Genomic DNA, 16,800 nt, shown 5'->3' with positions numbered 1-16,800 from the left:
CGATCGTCGTCGCGCAGGTCCCCGACCCGTGGCCCACGGACCGGACGCAGCGGCGCAGGTCACATCTGGGCACTAGGCTGTGGTCGTAAACCCACCACCGTCGCGGGCGCGCACGCGGCGTCCCGGGTTTCCCTGCCCGGGTCGGCCATCCCATTCGAAGCGCCCGCAGCCCTGCCCCGAAGGAGCACCTGTGGCCAGCATCGAAGCCGTTGGAGCGCGCGAGATCCTCGACTCCCGCGGAAACCCGACCGTCGAGGTCGAGGTCGTCCTGGACGACGGGACGTTCGCCCGCGCCGGAGTGCCGTCGGGCGCGTCGACCGGTGCGTTCGAGGCCGTCGAGCGTCGTGACGGCGACAAGTCCCGCTACCTGGGCAAGGGCGTCGAGGGCGCGGTCAACTCCGTGATCGACGACATCGCCCCGGAGCTCATCGGCTTCGAGGCCGAGGACCAGCGCCTCATCGACGCCGCCCTCATCGACCTGGACGGCACCCCGAACAAGGGCAAGCTCGGCGCGAACGCGATCCTCGGCGTCTCGCTCGCCGTCGCGAAGGCCGCCGCGAAGAGCGCCGGCCTCGACCTGTACCGCTACGTCGGCGGCCCGAACGCGCACGTCCTGCCCGTGCCGATGATGAACATCCTCAACGGCGGGTCGCACGCGGACTCGAACGTCGACATCCAGGAGTTCATGGTCGCCCCGATCGGCGCGTCCTCGTTCCGCGAGGCGCTGCGCACCGGCGCCGAGGTCTACCACTCCCTCAAGTCCGTGCTCAAGGGCAAGGGCCTCGCGACGGGCCTCGGCGACGAGGGCGGCTTCGCCCCGAACCTGCCGAGCAACCGCGACGCGCTCGACCTGATCCTCGTCGCGATCGAGCAGGCCGGGTTCGTCCCCGGCAAGGACGTGGGCCTGGCGCTCGACGTCGCCGCGACCGAGTTCTTCAAGGACGGCGCCTACCAGTTCGAGGGCAAGGCGACGAGCTCGGAGGACATCATCGCGTACTACGAGCAGCTCGTGCGCGACTACCCGCTGGTCTCCATCGAGGACCCGCTGTCCGAGGACGAGTGGGGCGCCTGGTCCCAGCTCGTGGCCGAGGTCGGCGACAAGGTGCAGATCGTCGGCGACGACCTGTTCGTCACCAACCCGGAGCGCCTCGCCAAGGGCATCGAGCTCAAGGCGGCGAACTCGCTCCTGGTCAAGCTCAACCAGATCGGCACGCTCACCGAGACGCTCGACGCCGTCGAGCTCGCGCAGCGCAACGGCTTCACCGCGATGGTGTCGCACCGCTCCGGCGAGACCGAGGACACGACGATCGCCGACCTGTCCGTCGCGACGAACGCCGGCCAGATCAAGACCGGTGCCCCCGCCCGTGGCGAGCGCATCAACAAGTACAACCAGCTCCTGCGCATCGAGGAGGCGCTGGACGACGCCGCGCGCTACGCCGGTCGCGGCGCGTTCCCGCGCTGGACGGTGCAGGGCTGACCTGCGGCTGACCGTCCGGTCACGCAGCAAACCCCGCCGGGGCGACCCGGCACCCGGAGCCCGGTGCGCCGCTCGTCGGCCCGCCGGGCTCCGGCGCGTCCGGGACCGGAGCGTGCGGCGAGCACCAGGGTGGCGCCGCAGGTCACGGTCGCGGGTGAAGATGTCGTGTCGATCGGCTCACGTTCGCGGGCGCACCGCGCGTGCTCCCGGGGCCGGAGCCGTCGCGGCAGCACAATCGGGGCATGCCGTCCTCGCGCCGCCCTCCGCGTCCCGGTGCCCCCGCGCGACCGGGGACCGGGCCCGCGCGCGGGTCGTCCGGGTCGAAGCCGAAGCCGGCGCCCCGGTCCGGGTCGACGGCGGCCGGTGCGTCCCGCCCCTCGGCGGCCAAGCCTGCTGCGACCCCGCCCGCGCCGAAGGTCGCGTCGGCTCCGCGGCCGACGACCGGGACGAGCTCCTCGACGGGTCGCGGGACGGGGGCGAAGGCGACGTCGTCGGGTGCCCGCCGCCCTGCCACGCGGGCGCAGCGCCCCGCACCGTCGCGCCGCGCCGCAGGCCCCGCGCCGGAGGACCGGCGCCGGAGCCGGTACGGCTTCCTGCTGCCCGAGGTGGTGACGGTCCGCACCCTGGTGCTGTCCGTCGTCGTGCTGCTCGCCGTCGTGCTGCTGCTGCCCACCCTGCGGGCGTACGTCAACCAGACGGGCGAGCTGCGCGAGCTGCGCAACGACCTCGCGCAGGCGCAGACCCAGCACGACGACCTCCAGTCCGAGCTGGACCGCTGGGACGACCAGGCGTACGTCGAGCGCGAGGCGCGGGACCGCCTGAACTACGTCATGCCGGGCGAGCGGCCGTGGCGCGTGCTCGACCCGGACACCGTCGTCGACGACATCGACCCGCAGACCGGGCGGACGATCACCGACGGCCCGGTGCAGGGCTACGAGGACGGCACGCCCTGGTACGAGGCGATCTGGGCGTCGGTGCAGGTCGCGGGCGAGCAGCCGGTGTCGTCGGGCGCGGGCGAGGGCAGCGGACCGGCCGACGACGGGGCCGGTGAGGAGGCCCCGCCCGCGGGCGAGGAACCGGACGGCGACGGCTCGGCGCCGTCGAGCGGGGAGAATGGGTGACGCGTCGCCCCGACGCGCCCGACCGACCCGAAGGAAGACCCGTGCCCGACGCCCGCCTGGCCATCCCCGCCGACGACTCGGACGCCGTCGTCACCGAGCGCGACCTCGAGACCCTCGCGGAGCAGCTCGGGCGCACCCCGCGCGGGGTCGTCGGCATCGCCGCGCGGTGCGCGTGCGGCCGGCCGCTCGTGGTCCGCACCGCGCCGCGGCTCGAGAACGGCACGCCGTTCCCCACGACCTTCTACCTCACGCACCCCGGTGCCGTGGCGGCCGCCTCGACGCTCGAGGCGAACGGCGTCATGAAGGAGATGTCCGAGCGCCTCACCGAGGACGACGAGCTCGCCGCGGCGTACCGGCGCGCGCACGAGCACTACCTCGCGCAGCGCGAGGCGCTCGGTCACGTCGAGGAGATCGCCGGGATCTCGGCCGGCGGGATGCCGACGCGCGTGAAGTGCCTGCACGTCCTCGTCGGGCACGCCCTGGCCGCCGGGCCGGGCGTGAACCCGCTGGGCGACGAGGCGCTCGAGCGCGTGCGCGACGTCTGGCGCCCCGACCGCTGCGCCTGCTGACGCCGTGGCACGCTTGGTCGCATGACCTCAGGCTCCACCTCTCCCCTCACCCGTGACCCGGGCGCGCGCGCCGCGCCGGTGCTCCCGCCCGGCGCCTCGCGCGTGGCCGCGATCGACTGCGGCACCAACTCGATCCGCCTGCTCGTCGCGGACGTCGACCCCGTGGCGGGCACGCTCGTCGACGTCGACCGACGCATGGAGGTCGTCCGGCTCGGCCAGGGGGTCGACCGCACCGGTCGCCTCGCGCCCGAGGCGCTGGCGCGCACGCTCGACGCGGCGGGCCGCTACGCCGACGTGGTCGCGGAGCTCGGTGCGACGCGCACGCGGTTCGTCGCGACGTCGGCGACGCGGGACGCCGAGAACCGCGACGAGTTCGTCGCGGGGGTCCTGGCCGCGCTGGGCGTGGAGCCCGAGGTCGTCTCGGGCGAGGAGGAGGCGGCGCTGTCGTTCCGCGGCGCGACGTCGACCGTCGCGGCCGTCCGGCCCGGTCCCTACGCGGTCGTGGACCTCGGCGGCGGCTCGACCGAGCTCGTGCTCGGCACGGCGACCCCCGACGCCGCGTTCTCGATGGACGTCGGCTGCGTGCGCCTCACCGAGCGGCACCTGCGGTCCGACCCCCCGACCGCCGACGAGGAGGCCGCGGCCCGCGCGGACGTGCGCGCCGCGCTCGACGAGGCGGCCGCCGTCGTCCCGCTGGGGAAGGCGGCGACGCTCGTGGGCCTCGCGGGATCGGTCACGACGGTGACGGCGCACGCGCTGGGCCTCGCGCGGTACGACCGGGACCGCATCAACGGTGCCGTGCTGTCCGTCGACGCGGTCCTCGCGGCGTGCGACGACCTGCTCCACCGCTCGCGCGCCGAGCGCACCGCGCTCAGCTTCATGCACCCGGGCCGCGTGGACGTCATCGGCGCGGGCGCGCTCGTGTGGTCGGAGGTCGTGCGTCGCGTGCGCGACGACGTCGCCGCTGCGGGCGGTTCGCTCACCGAGGTCGTCACGAGCGAGCACGACATCCTCGACGGGATCGCCTGGTCCATCGCCTGACCCGACCGCCGAGCCCGGGATCGCTCCCCACCCGAAGCCCGGGGTGGGGAGAGACCCCGGGTTCGGCGGGCCGGACCAGGGCCACGCCCGACGGAGGGTCGGATGGACACCACGCAGCTGCTCAAGGGGGTGCTCGACGCCGCGGTCCTCGCGGCGGTCGAGGCCGAGGACGGGTACGGGTACGACGTCGTGCGACGCCTGCGCGCCGCGGGGCTCGACGACGTCGGGGACGCGTCGGTGTACGGGACGCTGCGGCGCCTGTACGCGAGCGGGGCGCTGACCACGTACGTCGTGCCGTCCGACGCCGGGCCGCACCGCAAGTACTACGGGATCAACGCGCAGGGGCGGGCGATGCTCGACCTGCACCGCAAGGAGTGGCAGACGTTCGCGGGCACCGTGTCCGCGCTGCTGCGGACCGGAGAGGTGGCCGCCTGATGAGCACGACGACGCCCGCGCAGCAGCCCGCCGGGGCACCCGTGGGCCTGGCCTTCTACGGGCACGTCCACGCGTACGCGCAGCAGGTGCGCGCGCACCTCGCCGACCTGCGGCCGGAGCAGGTCGAGGAGCTCACCGACGGGCTCGAGGCCGACCTCGCCGAGGCGGTCGTCGACGCGCCGGGCGCGCTGCCGCGCAGCGGCGGCGCCTCTCGTCCGCTTCCCGACGGCGGTCCCGCGAGCAGGGCCGGAGAGCTCGCCGACGTGCCGGGCGCCCTCGCCGGCGGGAGCGCCGAGGCCTCCGGCCTCGACCTCGTCGCGCTCTTCGGCCCGCCCGCGGAGTACGCCGCCGAGCTGCGCGCCGCCGCGGGACTCCCGCCCGCCGTCGCGCCGGGCGGTGCGCGCCGCCCTCGCATCGGGCTGCGCGGGCGGCTGCTCGTGCTCGGCGGGATCCTCTCGTCCGGGTGGCGCTCCCTGTGGCGACCCGTCACCTCGACGCCCCAGTGGGCCTCCGTCATGGAGTTCCTCCGCACGCTGACACCCGCGTGGTGGATCCTGCGCGGCTGGGTCGTGGCGACGCTCCTGCTCGCGCTGCTCGGCGGCTACCAGGTCGCGGTCATGCCACGGGACCTCTCCGCACGGGTCGTGGTGCTCGCCGCGGTGGTGGTGAGCGTCCAGTGGGGTCGGGGTCGCTGGCTGCCGACGACGTTCCTGCCCAAGGTCGTGCGCCCGTTGTCCGTCGCGGCGGCCGTCGCGGCGGTCCCGACCGTGCTCTACGTCACCGCGGCGAGCGCATCGGTCTCCGTGTCCGGGTGGGACAGCGGCTACCAGCAGGGTTGGTCGGACGCGAGCGGGGGCGGGACGCCGGTCGTGCAGAACGTCGACCTCGCGGGTCCCGGCGGCACGGACGGCGTGTGGGTCGACGGGATGCAGGTCTCGAACCTGTTCGTCTACGACGCCGCGGGCGACCCGGTGCGCGACGTCCAGGTCTTCGACGACCGCGGGCGCCAGGTGCGCACGGTGACCGAGGAGGGCGCGTACGGCCCGTGGTCGGTGCCCGACGTGGACGGCGCGTGGTACTTCCAGCCCGCTCTCTCGACGGACGGCCGCGAGCGCTGGAACGTCTACCCGCTGCGCGCGGTCGCGGAGGAGGACGTCGAGTACGCGGACGGCGACGGACGTCCCGTTCCGGCGACGGGCACGCGCACGCACGAGATGCCGTGGCCGTTCCTCAAGGCGCCCACCGCCGTGCCGTCGAGCGTCGGCGCGGACGACGCGACGTCGGGCACGGACGAGCCGGGCACCGGCGACGCAGGCGACCAGGGTGACCCCGCACCGTCGGACGACGCGCCGGACCCCGCCGACGGCACGGCTCCCGCGCCGACCCCGCCCGCGGGCGGCCCGCAGCCGACCGGCCCGACCCCCGTGGTCGGCGCGATCGGTTGACCGAGAGGTGCCGAACCCGGGGTCGCTCCTCAGCGGGTGGTCGTCGTGAGGAACGCCCCCGGGTTCGGCGGCCACGGCGCCGCGCGGAATGTCGGGTCTGCCCTCTCCGCGGGGCGAGCGTGGGGCGCGTCACGCCCGTCTGGCGGACGCTCCGGCTCGCCTGTGCCGCAACCGGTAATACTCTGGAACCATGCCTCAGAATGACCTGACCTCGGTCAGCCGTGCCCAGACCGCTTCGCCGCGGCCCCGCAAGGTGCCCCGCGTCGTCGTCCTCGGCGGCGGCTCCGTGGGTCTGTACGCCGCGCGCCGACTGCGCAAGAAGCTCGGTCGCCGCGAGGCGGCGATCGTCGTCGTCGACCCGCGCCCGTACATGACGTACGCGCCCTTCCTCCCCGAGGCGGCCGCGGGCTCGATCGACGGTCGCGACGTCGTCGCGCCGCACCGCCGCGCCCTCAAGGGCGTCGACGTGCTCCAGGGCAAGGTCGTCGCGATCGACCACGGCGCGCGCCGCGTGACGATCCACCCGGAGGAGGGCGACGACTACTCGGTCACGTACGACCACCTCATCGTCGGCCTCGGCTCGGTGTCGCGCACGCTGCCCATCCCCGGGCTCGCGGAGAACGCGATCGGCTTCAAGAACGTGGAGGAGGCCATCGCGGTCCGCAACCACGTGCTCAACCGCATGGACGTCGCGTCGTCCACGTGGGACGAGCAGCTGCGTCGCCGCATGCTGACGTTCACGTTCGTCGGCGGCGGGTTCGCGGGCGTCGAGGCGATCGCCGAGATCGAGGACATGGCGCGCTACGCGACCCGCAACTACGCGACGATCGAGGAGAAGGACCTCCGCTTCGTCATGATCGAGGGGGCGGGGCGCATCCTGCCCGAGCTCAGCGAGCCCATGGCGGGCTACGCGCTCGAGGAGCTGAAGAAGCGCGGCATCGAGTTCCACCTCAACACGTTCCTGTCGTCGTGCGTGGACGGTCACGTCGTCACGTCGACGGGCGTGGAGTTCGACTCCGACACGATCGTGTGGACCGCGGGCGTCAAGGCGAACCCGGTCATCAAGGAGGCGTCGGACCTCCCCGTGGACAAGATGGGGCGCGTCACGGTGCTGCCGACGCTCCAGGTCGCCGACGCCGACGGCACCGTCGTGCCGAACGCCTGGGCCGCGGGCGACTGCGCCGCCGTCCCCGACGTGCTCAACCCGGGCAAGTTCTGCCCGCCGAACGCGCAGCACGCGATCCGCGAGGCGACGCGTCTGGCGGACAACCTCGCGCTCGAGCTGCACAGCGAGAAGCCGGTCGAGTACCGCCACAAGAGTGTCGGCACCGTCGCGTCCCTCGGCCTGTACAAGGGCGTCGCGGAGCTTTTCGGCGTGTTCAAGCTGCGCGGCGTGCTCGCGTGGCTCATGCACCGCAGCTACCACGTCATGGCGATGCCGACGGGCAACCGCAAGATCCGCATCTTCATCGGCTGGATCGGGCAGTTCCTCCTGGGCCGCGAGCTCGTGTCGCTGGGCTCCCTGCACGACCCGCGCGCGGAGTTCCGCGCCGCGTCGGTGCCGCCCAAGAAGGACGGCGAGCCGGTCAAGCAGACCGCACAGGGCTCGGCGGCCGCGGCCGAGGCGGGCGTCTCCGCCGACGCCGAGGAGAAGGTCCCCGCCAAGGCGTCCTGACCGCCGTCCGGGGGCGACCCCGGGACCGTGCCTGACGGCACGAGGGGCGAGCCGCACGCGCGGCTCGCCCCTCGTCGCGTCCGGGTACGTCCCGCCTCGGCCTCGGCACCCGCCGCGTACGGTGCGCGCGGTAGATTCGGGCCCGCGCCCCCATGGCCCAACTGGCAGAGGCGGCCGGCTTAAACCCGGCGTGTTCCGGGTTCGAGTCCCGGTGGGGGCACCCAGGTCATGAGAGCCCGGTCGGGCCCTCGGGCTCGGGCGGCGGCGCGGCTTCCTGGCCGAGGATCACGACGGTGCCGTCCGGGTCCTGCACGCGCGCGACGCGCTCGCCCCACGGCTGGTCCGTCGGCGGCTGGAGCACCGGCACGCCCGCCGCGGCGAGGTGCTCGACGGCCCGGTCGCAGTCGTCGACGTACACCCACAGCGCGGTGCGCGCGACGCCTGCGGGCATCGTGCCGTCGTCGAGACCGATCCCGAGCGGCGACCCGCCGACGTGCACGCTCACGTACACGGGCGGGCCGTCGGCGGGGAACGCGTACTCGACGGTCCCACGCAGCAGGTCGCGGTAGAAGACGAGCGACTTCTCCACGTCGGCCACGGAGAGGATCGGGAAGAGGCTGCGGAACATCGGCCTGGCTCCTCGGTGCGCACGGCTGGGTGTGCTCCCATCGTGCGCCCCTGACGCCGGGCGCGCGTCCCGGCGGGGGCCGCGCCCGGTGTCTCCGGGGGCGGCCCGCCCGTGCCCGCGTCAGGCCGCCGCGTTCCCCACGGCGTCGTCGAGGAAGGCTCGGACGTCGGCGAGCTCGCGCGCGTCGATGCCGTGCGCGAGGCCGGGGTAGACGCGCTCGACGAGCGTCGAGCGGCCGGGCAGCCACGCGGCCGTGCGGTCGATCGCGTGCGGGGCGATGACGCGGTCCTCGGCGCCACGGCCCCAGAACACGGGCGGCCGGGACGCGGCGAGCGCGGCGTCGGCGGGCTGCTCCGCGCCCTGGACGAACCCGCCGAGGACGACGGTCGCCGCCACGCGCTCGGGGCGCGTGCGCAGGAGCTGCGTGGCCATGAGCCCGCCCTGGGAGAACCCGACGGGCACGACCTGCCGCTCGGGCACGAGCTCGGCGTCGACCCAGGCCCAGACTGCCTCGGTCGCGCGGGCCACGGGCTCCGGGTCGGGGTCGCCGGGTGTGACGATCGGGAACCACGCGAAGCCGCCGTGGGGGAGGGCGAGCGGGGCGCGGAGCGACACCCACGGGGCGCCGAGGTGCGGGCCGAGGCCCGCCAGGTCGTGCTCGTGCGAGCCGAACCCGTGCAGCAGCACGACGACGGGCCCCGCGGCGGGCGGACCCGCTGGGTCGGCGTCGGAGCGGACGGCGACGAGGGCGGCGGGAGCGCTCATCGCGCGAGCAGCTCGTCGGTCGTCGTGCCGGGCACGGCCAGCGTGACGCGCGTGCCCCACGGGTCGTGCACGACGACGGAGCGACCGTCGTCGGCGTGCTGCAGGCCGCGGGCCTTCAGCCGGGCGACGAGCGCGTCGAGGTCGTCGCGGCCCGGGACGGTGACCGCGACGTCGCCGAGCCCGAGGCTCGCGGCGCGCGGGCCGGCGCCGGCGCTGTTCCAGACGTTCATCGCGACGTGGTGGTGGTACCCGCCGGCGGACGCGAACAGGGCGCCGCTGTACTCGGTGACGGTGGCCTCGAACCCGACGGCGTCGACGTAGAAGTCGCGCGCGGTCGCGATGTCGCCGACCTGCAGGTGGACGTGGCCCACCCGCCCGGCGAGGGCGGGCCCGGCGTCGACCGCGTCCTGGGACAGGTTCGCGCGCAGGTACGCGTTGGGGTCCAGGTACTCGGTCGCCATGAGGATCTGCCCCCGCTCGCGCACCCACGTCTCCCGCGGGCGGTCGGTGTACAGCTCGACGCCGTTGCCCTCGGGGTCGGTGAAGTAGAACGCCTCGCTGACGAGGTGGTCGCTCGACCCGACGAACGCGCCGCGGCGGTCCTGCGCGGCACGGTAGACGGTCGCGGCGAGGCTCGCCGCGTCGTCGAAGAGGAACGCGGTGTGGAACAGCCCGGCCTGGCGTCGGTCGACGGCGGGCAGGCCGGGCGTGTGCACGAGCCGCAGCATGGGCGTCGTGCCGCGGCCGAGGACGCGGTGCACCTCGGTGCCGCGCGAGCGCTCCTCGAGCGGGGCCAGCGCGAATGCGCCCGTGTAGTAGGACGTCATCTGCTCGAGGTCGCCGACGCGCAGCGTGACGGCGTCCATGCTCGTGGACGGGGACAGGAGGCGGTCGGTCGGCGCGCCCGGGGTGCTCGTGGTCATGTCTGCTCCAACTTGTTGTCGCTACAACTATATTCCCACACGCCGCCGGATGCTCCCGACGCGGGCCGTGCTTCCTTGCTAGGGTCGCGGCGAACCACGCGGGGCGTCCCGCCCGGGCAGCCGGGCCGAGGGACTGAGACGAGCGGTACGGCCGCCCGGACCCGTCGAACCTGATCTCGCTAGCACGAGCGGAGGAACGTGGGCATGACGACGCCTGCTGCCATCACCCTGAACCCTGTCCTCGCGGACGACCCGACCGCGCTCGTTCGGCCGGGGGAGACCGGCTTCACGGTCGACCTCGCGCGCCGGTACGCGCACCTCTTCGACGAGTTCTACGACCACCCGTTCCTCGCCGGCCTGCGCGACGGGTCCGTCGAGCCGGCCGCGGTGCGGCACTACGTCGGCCAGGACCACCAGTACCTCACGGCCTACCTGCGCTGCTACGGGCTCGGCATGGCGCTCGCTCCCGACCGCGAGTGGGCCGCGTACTTCCACGAGAAGGCCGGGTTCCTGCTCGACGACGAGTCGCACGCGCACCACGCGATGTGCGACTTCCTCGGCGTGACGTACGAGGAGGCGCAGACGAACCGCCTCGCCCCGGGCGCCCAGGCGTACGTCGACCACATGCTCGCCGCGGGCCGCGACTCCCTCGGCGTGCTGCTCGCCGCGCTCCTGCCGTGCCCGTGGACCTACATCTGGTCGGCGCGGCGGTTCTGGCTCGGCGAGCGGGAGACGACGCCCGGCGCGATCGCGGACGACCACCCGCTCGCGGGCTGGTGGGAGTTCTACGCCGCCGAGCGGACCGAGGGCGTCCTGGCCGACCTCCGGTCGCGCCTCGACGCGCTCGCCGCCGACGCGGGCGAGGCGGAGCGCGCCCGCATGGAGCGCGCGTTCGAGCTGAGCTGTCGGCACGAGATCCGGTTCTGGCAGATGGCGTGGACGCTCGAGCGGTGGTGACGCCCCTCCCGGACCGGTGAGCCGCCCGACGTCGGGCCTTACGCCAGCAGCAGATCCTCGCCCGGGTGCCTCGGCACCCGGGCGAGGGCGCGGGTAGCGTGACCGCATGGACGCGACGAGCGCGGTGCCGAGCATGGCGGCGAGCCCCCGGCCCCGAGAGGGTGGGCGGCCGGAGCCGCTCCTGCGGCACGTCATCGGCGGGATCCTCCGGCGGGCCCGGCTCGCGCAGGGGCGCACCCTGGTCGACGTCGCGGCCTCCGCGCGCGTCTCGACCGCCTACCTGTCCGAGGTGGAGCGCGGTCGCAAGGAGGCGTCCTCCGAGGTGCTGGCCGCCGTCTGCGGCGCGCTCGGCCTGCGCCTCGTGGACCTCGTGGCCCGCACGGGGGAGGAGCTGCGCCCCGTCGCCCCCGTGCGCGTGCTCTCCTCCGTCCGCGAGCGCGGCGCGCTCTCCGCGCCGCGGCACCCCGCCCCCGCCGGCGAGCCCGTGCGCGACCTCCCGGTCGCGCGCACCACGCTCGCGACTCCCACGCTCGCGGCGCGCCCGCCCGCGCGCGCCGCCGACGTCCTGCTCCTCGCGGCCTGAGCCCCGCGGGTCGTCACGCACCTGGCGCTCCCGCCGGCACCGCGTGTCGCGCCCCGGTGCGGCGAGGTGGACGCCGTTACCGTCGAGGCATGACGGAGCCGCAGACCGCGCACGGCACGGCAGAGCAGACCGCCCCGGTCCTCCAGGAGCTCGTCGACGACGCCGCGTTCCTCTCGCACGAGCACCAGCTCCACCTCGTCGACCACCACGGCGACGACGCGTGGGGCGCCGAGATGACGACGGGCACGTTCACCTTCACCGCTGACACCGGCGAGACGACGACGTGCCGGCTCCAGTTCCTCGGCACGGCCGCGCCCGGCCCCGGGAGCTGGATGTGGGCGTGGAACAACGTCAACGACTTCCCCGACGACGTGCTGCGCGCCGCCGAGAAGACCCGCGAGACGGGCCTGCGCGAGGCGGCGGAGGCCGAGCTGCCGCTCACCGACGACCTCCCGTACCGCCTCGCGCTCGCGGCCAAGGCCGTCACCGGGTCCTGGACCCACTACAGCGCCCCCGTCGGCGGGGGGACGCGCGCGTGGTTCCTCCTCGACGCCGACGGTCTCGCGCTGCCCGCGCCGAGCGTGCCGCGCGTCGTGCGGGTGCTGAGCGAGGGCCTGCTGTCCGTCACGGTCGTCGACCACCGCCGCGCGGTCGCGTCCTACGCGGCCGCGCGCGGGCTCGAGACGTCGGACGACGACGGCGCGCTCGTGCTCGTGCTTCCTGACGGGAGCGTGGCCGTCCGGTTCGACGAGCGTGGCCGGATCGCCGGCATCGCGGCGACGGCGCGCCCGGTGTCCGCGCCGGCGCGCGATCCCGAGCCGGGAGCAGCGGGTCCGGACGCCCACGCGCCAGACGCGGACACCGCCGTCGACCCGGACGCGGACTCCGCGGACGTGCCCGACGCGGACACCGCCGACGTCCCCGATGCGGACACCGGAGACGTGCCCGACGCGGACACTGCCGAGGTGCCGGAACCCGGAGAGCCCGCGGCGACGGAGGAACCGGACCCGGCGGCCGAGCCCGCGCAGGAGCCACGTCGACGTTCCTGGTTCCGGCGACGCGGGTAGGCCCCGCGCGGCGGCGCACCGCGAGTGCTGCGTCTGCAGCCGAGAGCTGCGTCCCGGGACGCATCCGTCGACCACGGACGCAGCGTTCGACCCGGGTTCAGGCGGCCGCGGCGAGCTTGCGCGAGGTGACGACGGCGTCCGCGACGCCGTACTCGACCGCCTGGCGCGCGGTGAGCACGAGGTCGCGGTCGGTGTCCGCGCGCAGGCGCTCGACGGTCTGCCCCGTGTGGCGGGACAGGACCTCTTCCGTCTCGGACCGGATCCGCAGGATCTCCTCGGCCTGGATCGACAGGTCGGAGATGGTGCCCTCGCCGCCGCCCGACGGCTGGTGCAGCAGCACGCGCGAGTGCTCGAGCACGAACCGCTTGCCCGGCGTCCCCGCCGCGAGCAGGACGGCCGCGGCCGACGCCGCCTGGCCCATGCAGATCGTCGACACGTCGCAGCGGACGAACTGCATCGTGTCGTAGATCGCCATGAGTGCGGTCGCGGAGCCACCGGGGGAGTTGATGTACAGGCCGATCTCCTGGTCCGGGGCGTCGGACTCCAGGTGCAGGAGCTGGGCCATGACGACGTTCGCGACGCCGTCGTCGATCTCCGTGCCGAGGAACACGATGCGCTCCGACAGCAGGCGGGAGAAGACGTCGAACGCGCGCTCCCCGAGCGGGGTCTTCTCGACGACGGTCGGGATCGTGTAGCTCGCCATCACAGTCCCACCTTCCGGGCCGCGCGGGCGGGACGGACGTCGTCGACGGACTCGACGATCCGGTCGATCATCCCGTAGTCGAGCGCCTGCGCGGCCGTGAACCAGCGGTCGCGGTCGGAGTCGTCGGCGATGGTCTCGACGGCCTGCCCCGTGCTCTCGGCGGTCAGCCGGTGCATGAGGCCCTTGGTGTAGACGAGGTTCTCGGCCTGGATCGCGATGTCGACCGCGGTGCCGCCGATGCCCGCCGACGGCTGGTGCATCATGATCCGCGCGTGCGGCAGGGCGTACCGCTTGCCCGGCGTCCCCGCGCACAGCAGGAACTGCCCCATGCTCGCGGCGAAGCCCATCGCGACGGTCGAGACGTCGTTGGGGATGAGCCGCATCGTGTCGTAGATCGCGAGCCCGGCGCTCACCGAGCCGCCGGGAGAGTTGATGTACAGCGCGACGTCCGCGCGCGGGTCCTCCGCCGAGAGCAGGAGGAGCTGCGCGCACAGCCGGTTCGCGACGGCGTCGTCCACGGCCGTGCCGAGGACGACGATGCGCTGGTGGAGCAGGCGCGTCGTGAGCTGGTCGTCGAAGGACGCCGCCGCCGGGGCGACGGCCTCCGCGTGCGGTGGGCGTGACGTATGCGTGGTCATGGGACCACCGTGACCCGCGGAGGGTCCGGACAGGCGGGTGATCTGCCGTCGGCACATTCGCCGACGGCAGATCAGGCATCGTCAGAACCGCGCAGCACCGGTCAGAGATTTGGCCAAGACGTCCGGTCGACAGTGACCCCGTTGGCCGGGCTGAGGGTGACCCACACGGTATGGGTACCGCCGCCGCGGTTGCCGAGGATGCATCCAAGGTCGACGTAGCTGCCGGCGTTGAGCCGCACCGGCCACGCGTAGCTGCCGACTTGACCGTCCTGCGTATAGCACTTGATCTCGTAGTTGCCAGAGGGGAAGGTCGCGTTTGCGTTGACGCGGAATACGGTGCACATGTGGCCAACGCAGTTGCCTTGACCGGGCTGGGTGTCCCGCTGCGGTCCGCGCGTCACCCAGACCCTCGGCGGGTCCGGGGGCGAGTCCGTGCTGTGCGTTGCGTAATCGCTCCACGAGCCGCAGCCCGCGGCGTTGCACGCCTGGGCACGCAGCCGGAACGACTGCCCGTAGTCGGTACCGACGTTGACGGTCTGACCCGCCCCGCTCGACCCGCCCTGGATCTGCCAGTTGTACCTCGACACTGCGTCGCCGCCGTTCGACGACGGAGCAGAGATGGTGAAGCGGCCCGACGTCGCGTTCACGCGCGAGGCGGAGACACCCGGTGTGCCTGGTTTGCCGTACGCGCGTGCCTGACTGGATGCAGGGCTGGACGTCGAGGTCCCGCCCGCGTTCGTCGCGGTCACGGTGAACGTGTAGGTCCCCGCGGGCAGGTCCGTGAAGTCCACCGAGGTCCCGGCCACCCGCTTGGTGGCGTTGCCCGGTGATGCCGTCACGGTGTAGCCCGTGATCGGGCTGCCGTTGGCGTCGGCCGCACCCCACGACACGCGCGGGATGCCGCTGTCCTGCGACGACGACCCGACGTTCTGCACGGTGGGGCTCGGCGGCGCTTCGGGCCGGCCGAACGGCACGACCGCGGCGGACTGGGGGCTCTCCGCCGTCACGCCCGCCTTGTTCTCGGCCGTCACGGTGAACGTGTACGACGACTCGTTGTCGAGCCCGGTGGCCTTGTAGCTCGTCCCGGTGAGGGAGAGCGGCGCGCCGTCGCGCGCACCGTTCTTGTAACGCTGCAGGCTGTAGGCCTTGATCGCGTCGCCGTTCTCGAACGGCTGCTTCCACGACACGTCGATCGACCCGCCGTTGAGCGGCGAGTCGGAGGCACGGCTCGCGCCCGGCGTCTCCGGGACGTCCGGCAGGCCGGCCGGGATCTCCTCGGTGGAGTACTCGCCCCACTCCGACGGGTCGGGCGCGAGGTTCACGGCCTGCACACGCACCCGGTACGCGACGCCGTTCTTGAGCCCGGTCCACACGACCTGGTTTCCCGAGAGGGACGGCATCTGGATCGCCCCGCTCGGCGGTGCCGGGGAGATCTCCAGATTGACTGTCTCGATGGGCGAGCGGTCGGTGTAGGCCTTGTTGGTCCAGGTGACGGTGAGGGACTGGTCGCCGAACTCGAGGGTGGGTGCGGCGGGCGGGTCGGGCTTCTCGTCGGGGCGGGCCTCGGCCGAGGGCGGGGAGGCGGGTCCGTCGCCGACGGCGTTGGTCGCGAACACGGTGAAGGTGTACTTCACGTTGTTGGTGAGGCCGTCGAGGGTGCAGGTGGTGGTGCCGCAGGCCTTCTCGTAGCCGTTCTGGGACCGCACGGTGTAGCCGGTGATCTCGGCGCCGTTGTTGTTCGGCGGGTCCCAGGACAGCACGACCGTCTTGGAGCGGACCTCGTCGACCTGCGGGGTCGCGGGAGCCTCGGGCTTGCCGAGCACCTTGACCTGGACGCGGCCCTCGACCATCCGGTCGGCGTCCTTCGTCGCGTCCTGGATGCGGTAGGTGACGACCATGACGCCGACGTAGTTCTCGGCCGGGGTGATCGTCACGTCGTTCCCGGCGTAGGTGACGTCGCCCTGGCCCGTCTCGACACCCGCACCCACGATCTCCAGGGGCGTGTCGGGGAACGGGTTGGCGTCGTTGGCGAGGACGTTCACCGTGGTGGCCTTGCCCTGGTGGGCGTCGTCGACGGTGTCCTGGTTGGCGCGCGCGAGGGGCCGGGTGGAGGCCACGACGGTGAGGGTCGCGGTGCCCTCGACCGGCGGGTGCTCGCCGTCGGTGACGGTGATCGGGACCTGCACGACCGAACCCTTAGGCACGTCCGGGGACGCCTGGGCGTGCAGGGTGCTGCCCTCGACGGTCACGGTGACGCCCTGGGCCTGGCCGGTGGCCTTGAAGGTCAGGGAGTCGCCGTCGGGGTCGGTCGCGAAGCGGGCGAGGTCGATCGATGCCTCCTCGCCGGCCGCGACGTCGAGCGTCGGGGTGGAGAGCTCGGGCGGCAGGTTCTCCGGCGGGACCACGCTGATCGGCAGCGTGAGCAGCGCCGTGTGCCCGTCGGGGTCGTCGGGGCCGGAGCCGTCGGTCACCTCGAAGGTGACGGCGGCCGGCCCGACGTAGTCGGCGTTCGACGTGTAGACGATCTCGGTGGTCGAGGGCACCTCACGGGTCCCCTCGAGCGCGGTGACCTTCTCCTCGGTCGTCAGTCGCGGGGTCTTGCCCTCGACGACGAGCACGTAGTCCGTGATGTCGATGGGCAGCGGCTCACCGCTGACGACCTCCAGCGGGGTGATGCCCGGTCGCAGGGTCGGGGCCTGGTCGGTGAGGCCGGGGACCTTGACGAAGGCCTTGGCGGTGAGGCCGTCGATGTCGGTGACGGTGTAGGTCACGA

General features: G+C 73.9%; 16 protein-coding genes, 1 tRNA gene and 1 riboswitch. Of the genes, 11 read left to right on the top strand and 6 right to left on the bottom strand.

Going from position 1 to position 16,800, the window contains the following annotated elements; genetic code table 11:
• The first annotated feature begins 190 nt into the window (after positions 1-190).
• The 8 genes from eno (at position 191) to NF338_RS20765 (ending at position 7,983) form a co-directional block, all read left to right on the top strand.
• On the top strand, positions 191-1,477 hold the full coding sequence (gene eno, locus NF338_RS20800; RefSeq protein ID WP_264032492.1) for a phosphopyruvate hydratase: 1,287 nt from the start codon (positions 191-193) through the stop codon (positions 1,475-1,477).
• Between the two features lie 242 nt (positions 1,478-1,719).
• Positions 1,720-2,598 carry an FtsB family cell division protein gene (locus tag NF338_RS20795; RefSeq protein ID WP_264032491.1) on the top strand — a complete coding sequence of 293 codons (879 nt, stop codon included), beginning with the start codon at positions 1,720-1,722 and terminating at the stop codon, positions 2,596-2,598.
• Positions 2,599-2,639: 41 nt separating this feature from the next.
• Positions 2,640-3,167 (top strand): DUF501 domain-containing protein, encoded by a 528-nt coding sequence (locus NF338_RS20790; RefSeq protein WP_264032490.1) that lies wholly within the window; start codon positions 2,640-2,642, stop codon positions 3,165-3,167.
• Positions 3,168-3,188: 21 nt separating this feature from the next.
• On the top strand, positions 3,189-4,208 hold the full coding sequence (locus tag NF338_RS20785) for a Ppx/GppA phosphatase family protein (protein WP_264032489.1): 1,020 nt from the start codon (positions 3,189-3,191) through the stop codon (positions 4,206-4,208).
• Positions 4,209-4,310: 102 nt separating this feature from the next.
• Positions 4,311-4,643 carry a PadR family transcriptional regulator gene (locus tag NF338_RS20780; protein ID WP_047234130.1) on the top strand — a complete coding sequence of 111 codons (333 nt, stop codon included), beginning with the start codon at positions 4,311-4,313 and terminating at the stop codon, positions 4,641-4,643.
• Positions 4,643-6,088, top strand: a complete 1,446-nt coding sequence (locus tag NF338_RS20775; protein WP_264032488.1) for a hypothetical protein — start codon at positions 4,643-4,645, stop codon at positions 6,086-6,088. Before NF338_RS20780 ends, NF338_RS20775 begins: the two co-directional genes overlap by 1 nt.
• Positions 6,089-6,278: 190 nt before the next feature.
• Positions 6,279-7,763, top strand: coding sequence for an NAD(P)/FAD-dependent oxidoreductase (locus NF338_RS20770; protein ID WP_264032487.1), 1,485 nt, complete (start codon positions 6,279-6,281; stop codon positions 7,761-7,763).
• Between the two features lie 146 nt (positions 7,764-7,909).
• Positions 7,910-7,983, top strand: a tRNA-Leu gene (locus NF338_RS20765).
• 6 nt (positions 7,984-7,989) lie between these two features.
• Here the strand turns inward: NF338_RS20765 and NF338_RS20760 are convergent.
• The 3 genes from NF338_RS20760 to NF338_RS20750 all read right to left on the bottom strand — a co-directional run bounded on the left by NF338_RS20760 (position 7,990) and on the right by NF338_RS20750 (position 10,079).
• Positions 7,990-8,391: a VOC family protein gene (locus NF338_RS20760; protein WP_264032486.1), complete on the bottom strand. Its 402-nt coding sequence runs from the start codon at positions 8,389-8,391 to the stop codon at positions 7,990-7,992.
• Between the two features lie 120 nt (positions 8,392-8,511).
• Positions 8,512-9,156 carry an alpha/beta hydrolase gene (locus NF338_RS20755; protein ID WP_264032485.1) on the bottom strand — a complete coding sequence of 215 codons (645 nt, stop codon included), beginning with the start codon at positions 9,154-9,156 and terminating at the stop codon, positions 8,512-8,514.
• Positions 9,153-10,079 carry a VOC family protein gene (locus NF338_RS20750; protein WP_264032484.1) on the bottom strand — a complete coding sequence of 309 codons (927 nt, stop codon included), beginning with the start codon at positions 10,077-10,079 and terminating at the stop codon, positions 9,153-9,155. Before NF338_RS20750 ends, NF338_RS20755 begins: the two co-directional genes overlap by 4 nt.
• Before the next feature lie 89 nt (positions 10,080-10,168).
• Positions 10,169-10,293, top strand: a riboswitch (TPP riboswitch).
• Between NF338_RS20750 and NF338_RS20745 the strand changes: the two genes are divergently transcribed.
• The 3 genes from NF338_RS20745 to NF338_RS20735 all read left to right on the top strand — a co-directional run bounded on the left by NF338_RS20745 (position 10,284) and on the right by NF338_RS20735 (position 12,686).
• On the top strand, positions 10,284-11,036 hold the full coding sequence (locus NF338_RS20745) for a TenA family protein (RefSeq protein WP_264032483.1): 753 nt from the start codon (positions 10,284-10,286) through the stop codon (positions 11,034-11,036). (Overlaps the previous riboswitch by 10 nt.)
• A 106-nt stretch (positions 11,037-11,142) precedes the next feature.
• On the top strand, positions 11,143-11,619 hold the full coding sequence (locus NF338_RS21015) for a helix-turn-helix domain-containing protein (protein ID WP_412847398.1): 477 nt from the start codon (positions 11,143-11,145) through the stop codon (positions 11,617-11,619).
• Between the two features lie 89 nt (positions 11,620-11,708).
• Complete coding sequence (locus NF338_RS20735) at positions 11,709-12,686, top strand: DUF6882 domain-containing protein (RefSeq protein ID WP_264032482.1); 978 nt, start codon at positions 11,709-11,711, stop codon at positions 12,684-12,686.
• 97 nt (positions 12,687-12,783) lie between these two features.
• Here the strand turns inward: NF338_RS20735 and NF338_RS20730 are convergent, their stop codons facing one another.
• The 3 genes from NF338_RS20730 to NF338_RS20720 all read right to left on the bottom strand — a co-directional run.
• Positions 12,784-13,389, bottom strand: coding sequence for a ClpP family protease (locus NF338_RS20730; RefSeq protein ID WP_087469679.1), 606 nt, complete (start codon positions 13,387-13,389; stop codon positions 12,784-12,786).
• The gene (locus tag NF338_RS20725; protein ID WP_264032481.1) at positions 13,389-14,027 is read right to left on the bottom strand and encodes a ClpP family protease; all 639 of its coding nucleotides are present in this window, start codon (positions 14,025-14,027) and stop codon (positions 13,389-13,391) included. The genes NF338_RS20730 and NF338_RS20725 overlap by 1 nt, the downstream gene beginning before the upstream one ends.
• A gap of 101 nt (positions 14,028-14,128) precedes the next feature.
• On the bottom strand, positions 14,129-16,800 hold a 2,672-nt coding region (locus NF338_RS20720), incomplete at its 5' end, for a fibronectin type III domain-containing protein (RefSeq protein WP_264032480.1).

This window comes from Cellulosimicrobium sp. SH8 (assembly GCF_025818875.1).
Classification (GTDB): domain Bacteria; phylum Actinomycetota; class Actinomycetes; order Actinomycetales; family Cellulomonadaceae; genus Cellulosimicrobium; species Cellulosimicrobium cellulans_D.
Note: the sequence above shows the minus strand (reverse complement) of the source record. Positions and strands in the feature narration are given on the sequence as shown.

What these genes read in the sequence shown, in the direction of transcription:
- NF338_RS21015 (WP_412847398.1), top strand. Translation starts at nt 11,143, where the DNA reads ATGGACGCGACGAGCGCGGTGCCGAGCATGGCGGCGAGCCCCCGGCCC.
- NF338_RS20725 (WP_264032481.1), bottom strand. Translation starts at nt 14,027, where the DNA reads ATGACCACGCATACGTCACGCCCACCGCACGCGGAGGCCGTCGCCCCG.
- NF338_RS20770 (WP_264032487.1), top strand. Translation starts at nt 6,279, where the DNA reads ATGCCTCAGAATGACCTGACCTCGGTCAGCCGTGCCCAGACCGCTTCG.
- NF338_RS20735 (WP_264032482.1), top strand. Translation starts at nt 11,709, where the DNA reads ATGACGGAGCCGCAGACCGCGCACGGCACGGCAGAGCAGACCGCCCCG.
- NF338_RS20730 (WP_087469679.1), bottom strand. Translation starts at nt 13,389, where the DNA reads ATGGCGAGCTACACGATCCCGACCGTCGTCGAGAAGACCCCGCTCGGG.
- NF338_RS20760 (WP_264032486.1), bottom strand. Translation starts at nt 8,391, where the DNA reads ATGTTCCGCAGCCTCTTCCCGATCCTCTCCGTGGCCGACGTGGAGAAG.
- NF338_RS20795 (WP_264032491.1), top strand. Translation starts at nt 1,720, where the DNA reads ATGCCGTCCTCGCGCCGCCCTCCGCGTCCCGGTGCCCCCGCGCGACCG.
- NF338_RS20750 (WP_264032484.1), bottom strand. Translation starts at nt 10,079, where the DNA reads ATGACCACGAGCACCCCGGGCGCGCCGACCGACCGCCTCCTGTCCCCG.
- NF338_RS20785 (WP_264032489.1), top strand. Translation starts at nt 3,189, where the DNA reads ATGACCTCAGGCTCCACCTCTCCCCTCACCCGTGACCCGGGCGCGCGC.
- NF338_RS20755 (WP_264032485.1), bottom strand. Translation starts at nt 9,156, where the DNA reads ATGAGCGCTCCCGCCGCCCTCGTCGCCGTCCGCTCCGACGCCGACCCA.
- NF338_RS20775 (WP_264032488.1), top strand. Translation starts at nt 4,643, where the DNA reads ATGAGCACGACGACGCCCGCGCAGCAGCCCGCCGGGGCACCCGTGGGC.
- NF338_RS20780 (WP_047234130.1), top strand. Translation starts at nt 4,311, where the DNA reads ATGGACACCACGCAGCTGCTCAAGGGGGTGCTCGACGCCGCGGTCCTC.
- NF338_RS20745 (WP_264032483.1), top strand. Translation starts at nt 10,284, where the DNA reads ATGACGACGCCTGCTGCCATCACCCTGAACCCTGTCCTCGCGGACGAC.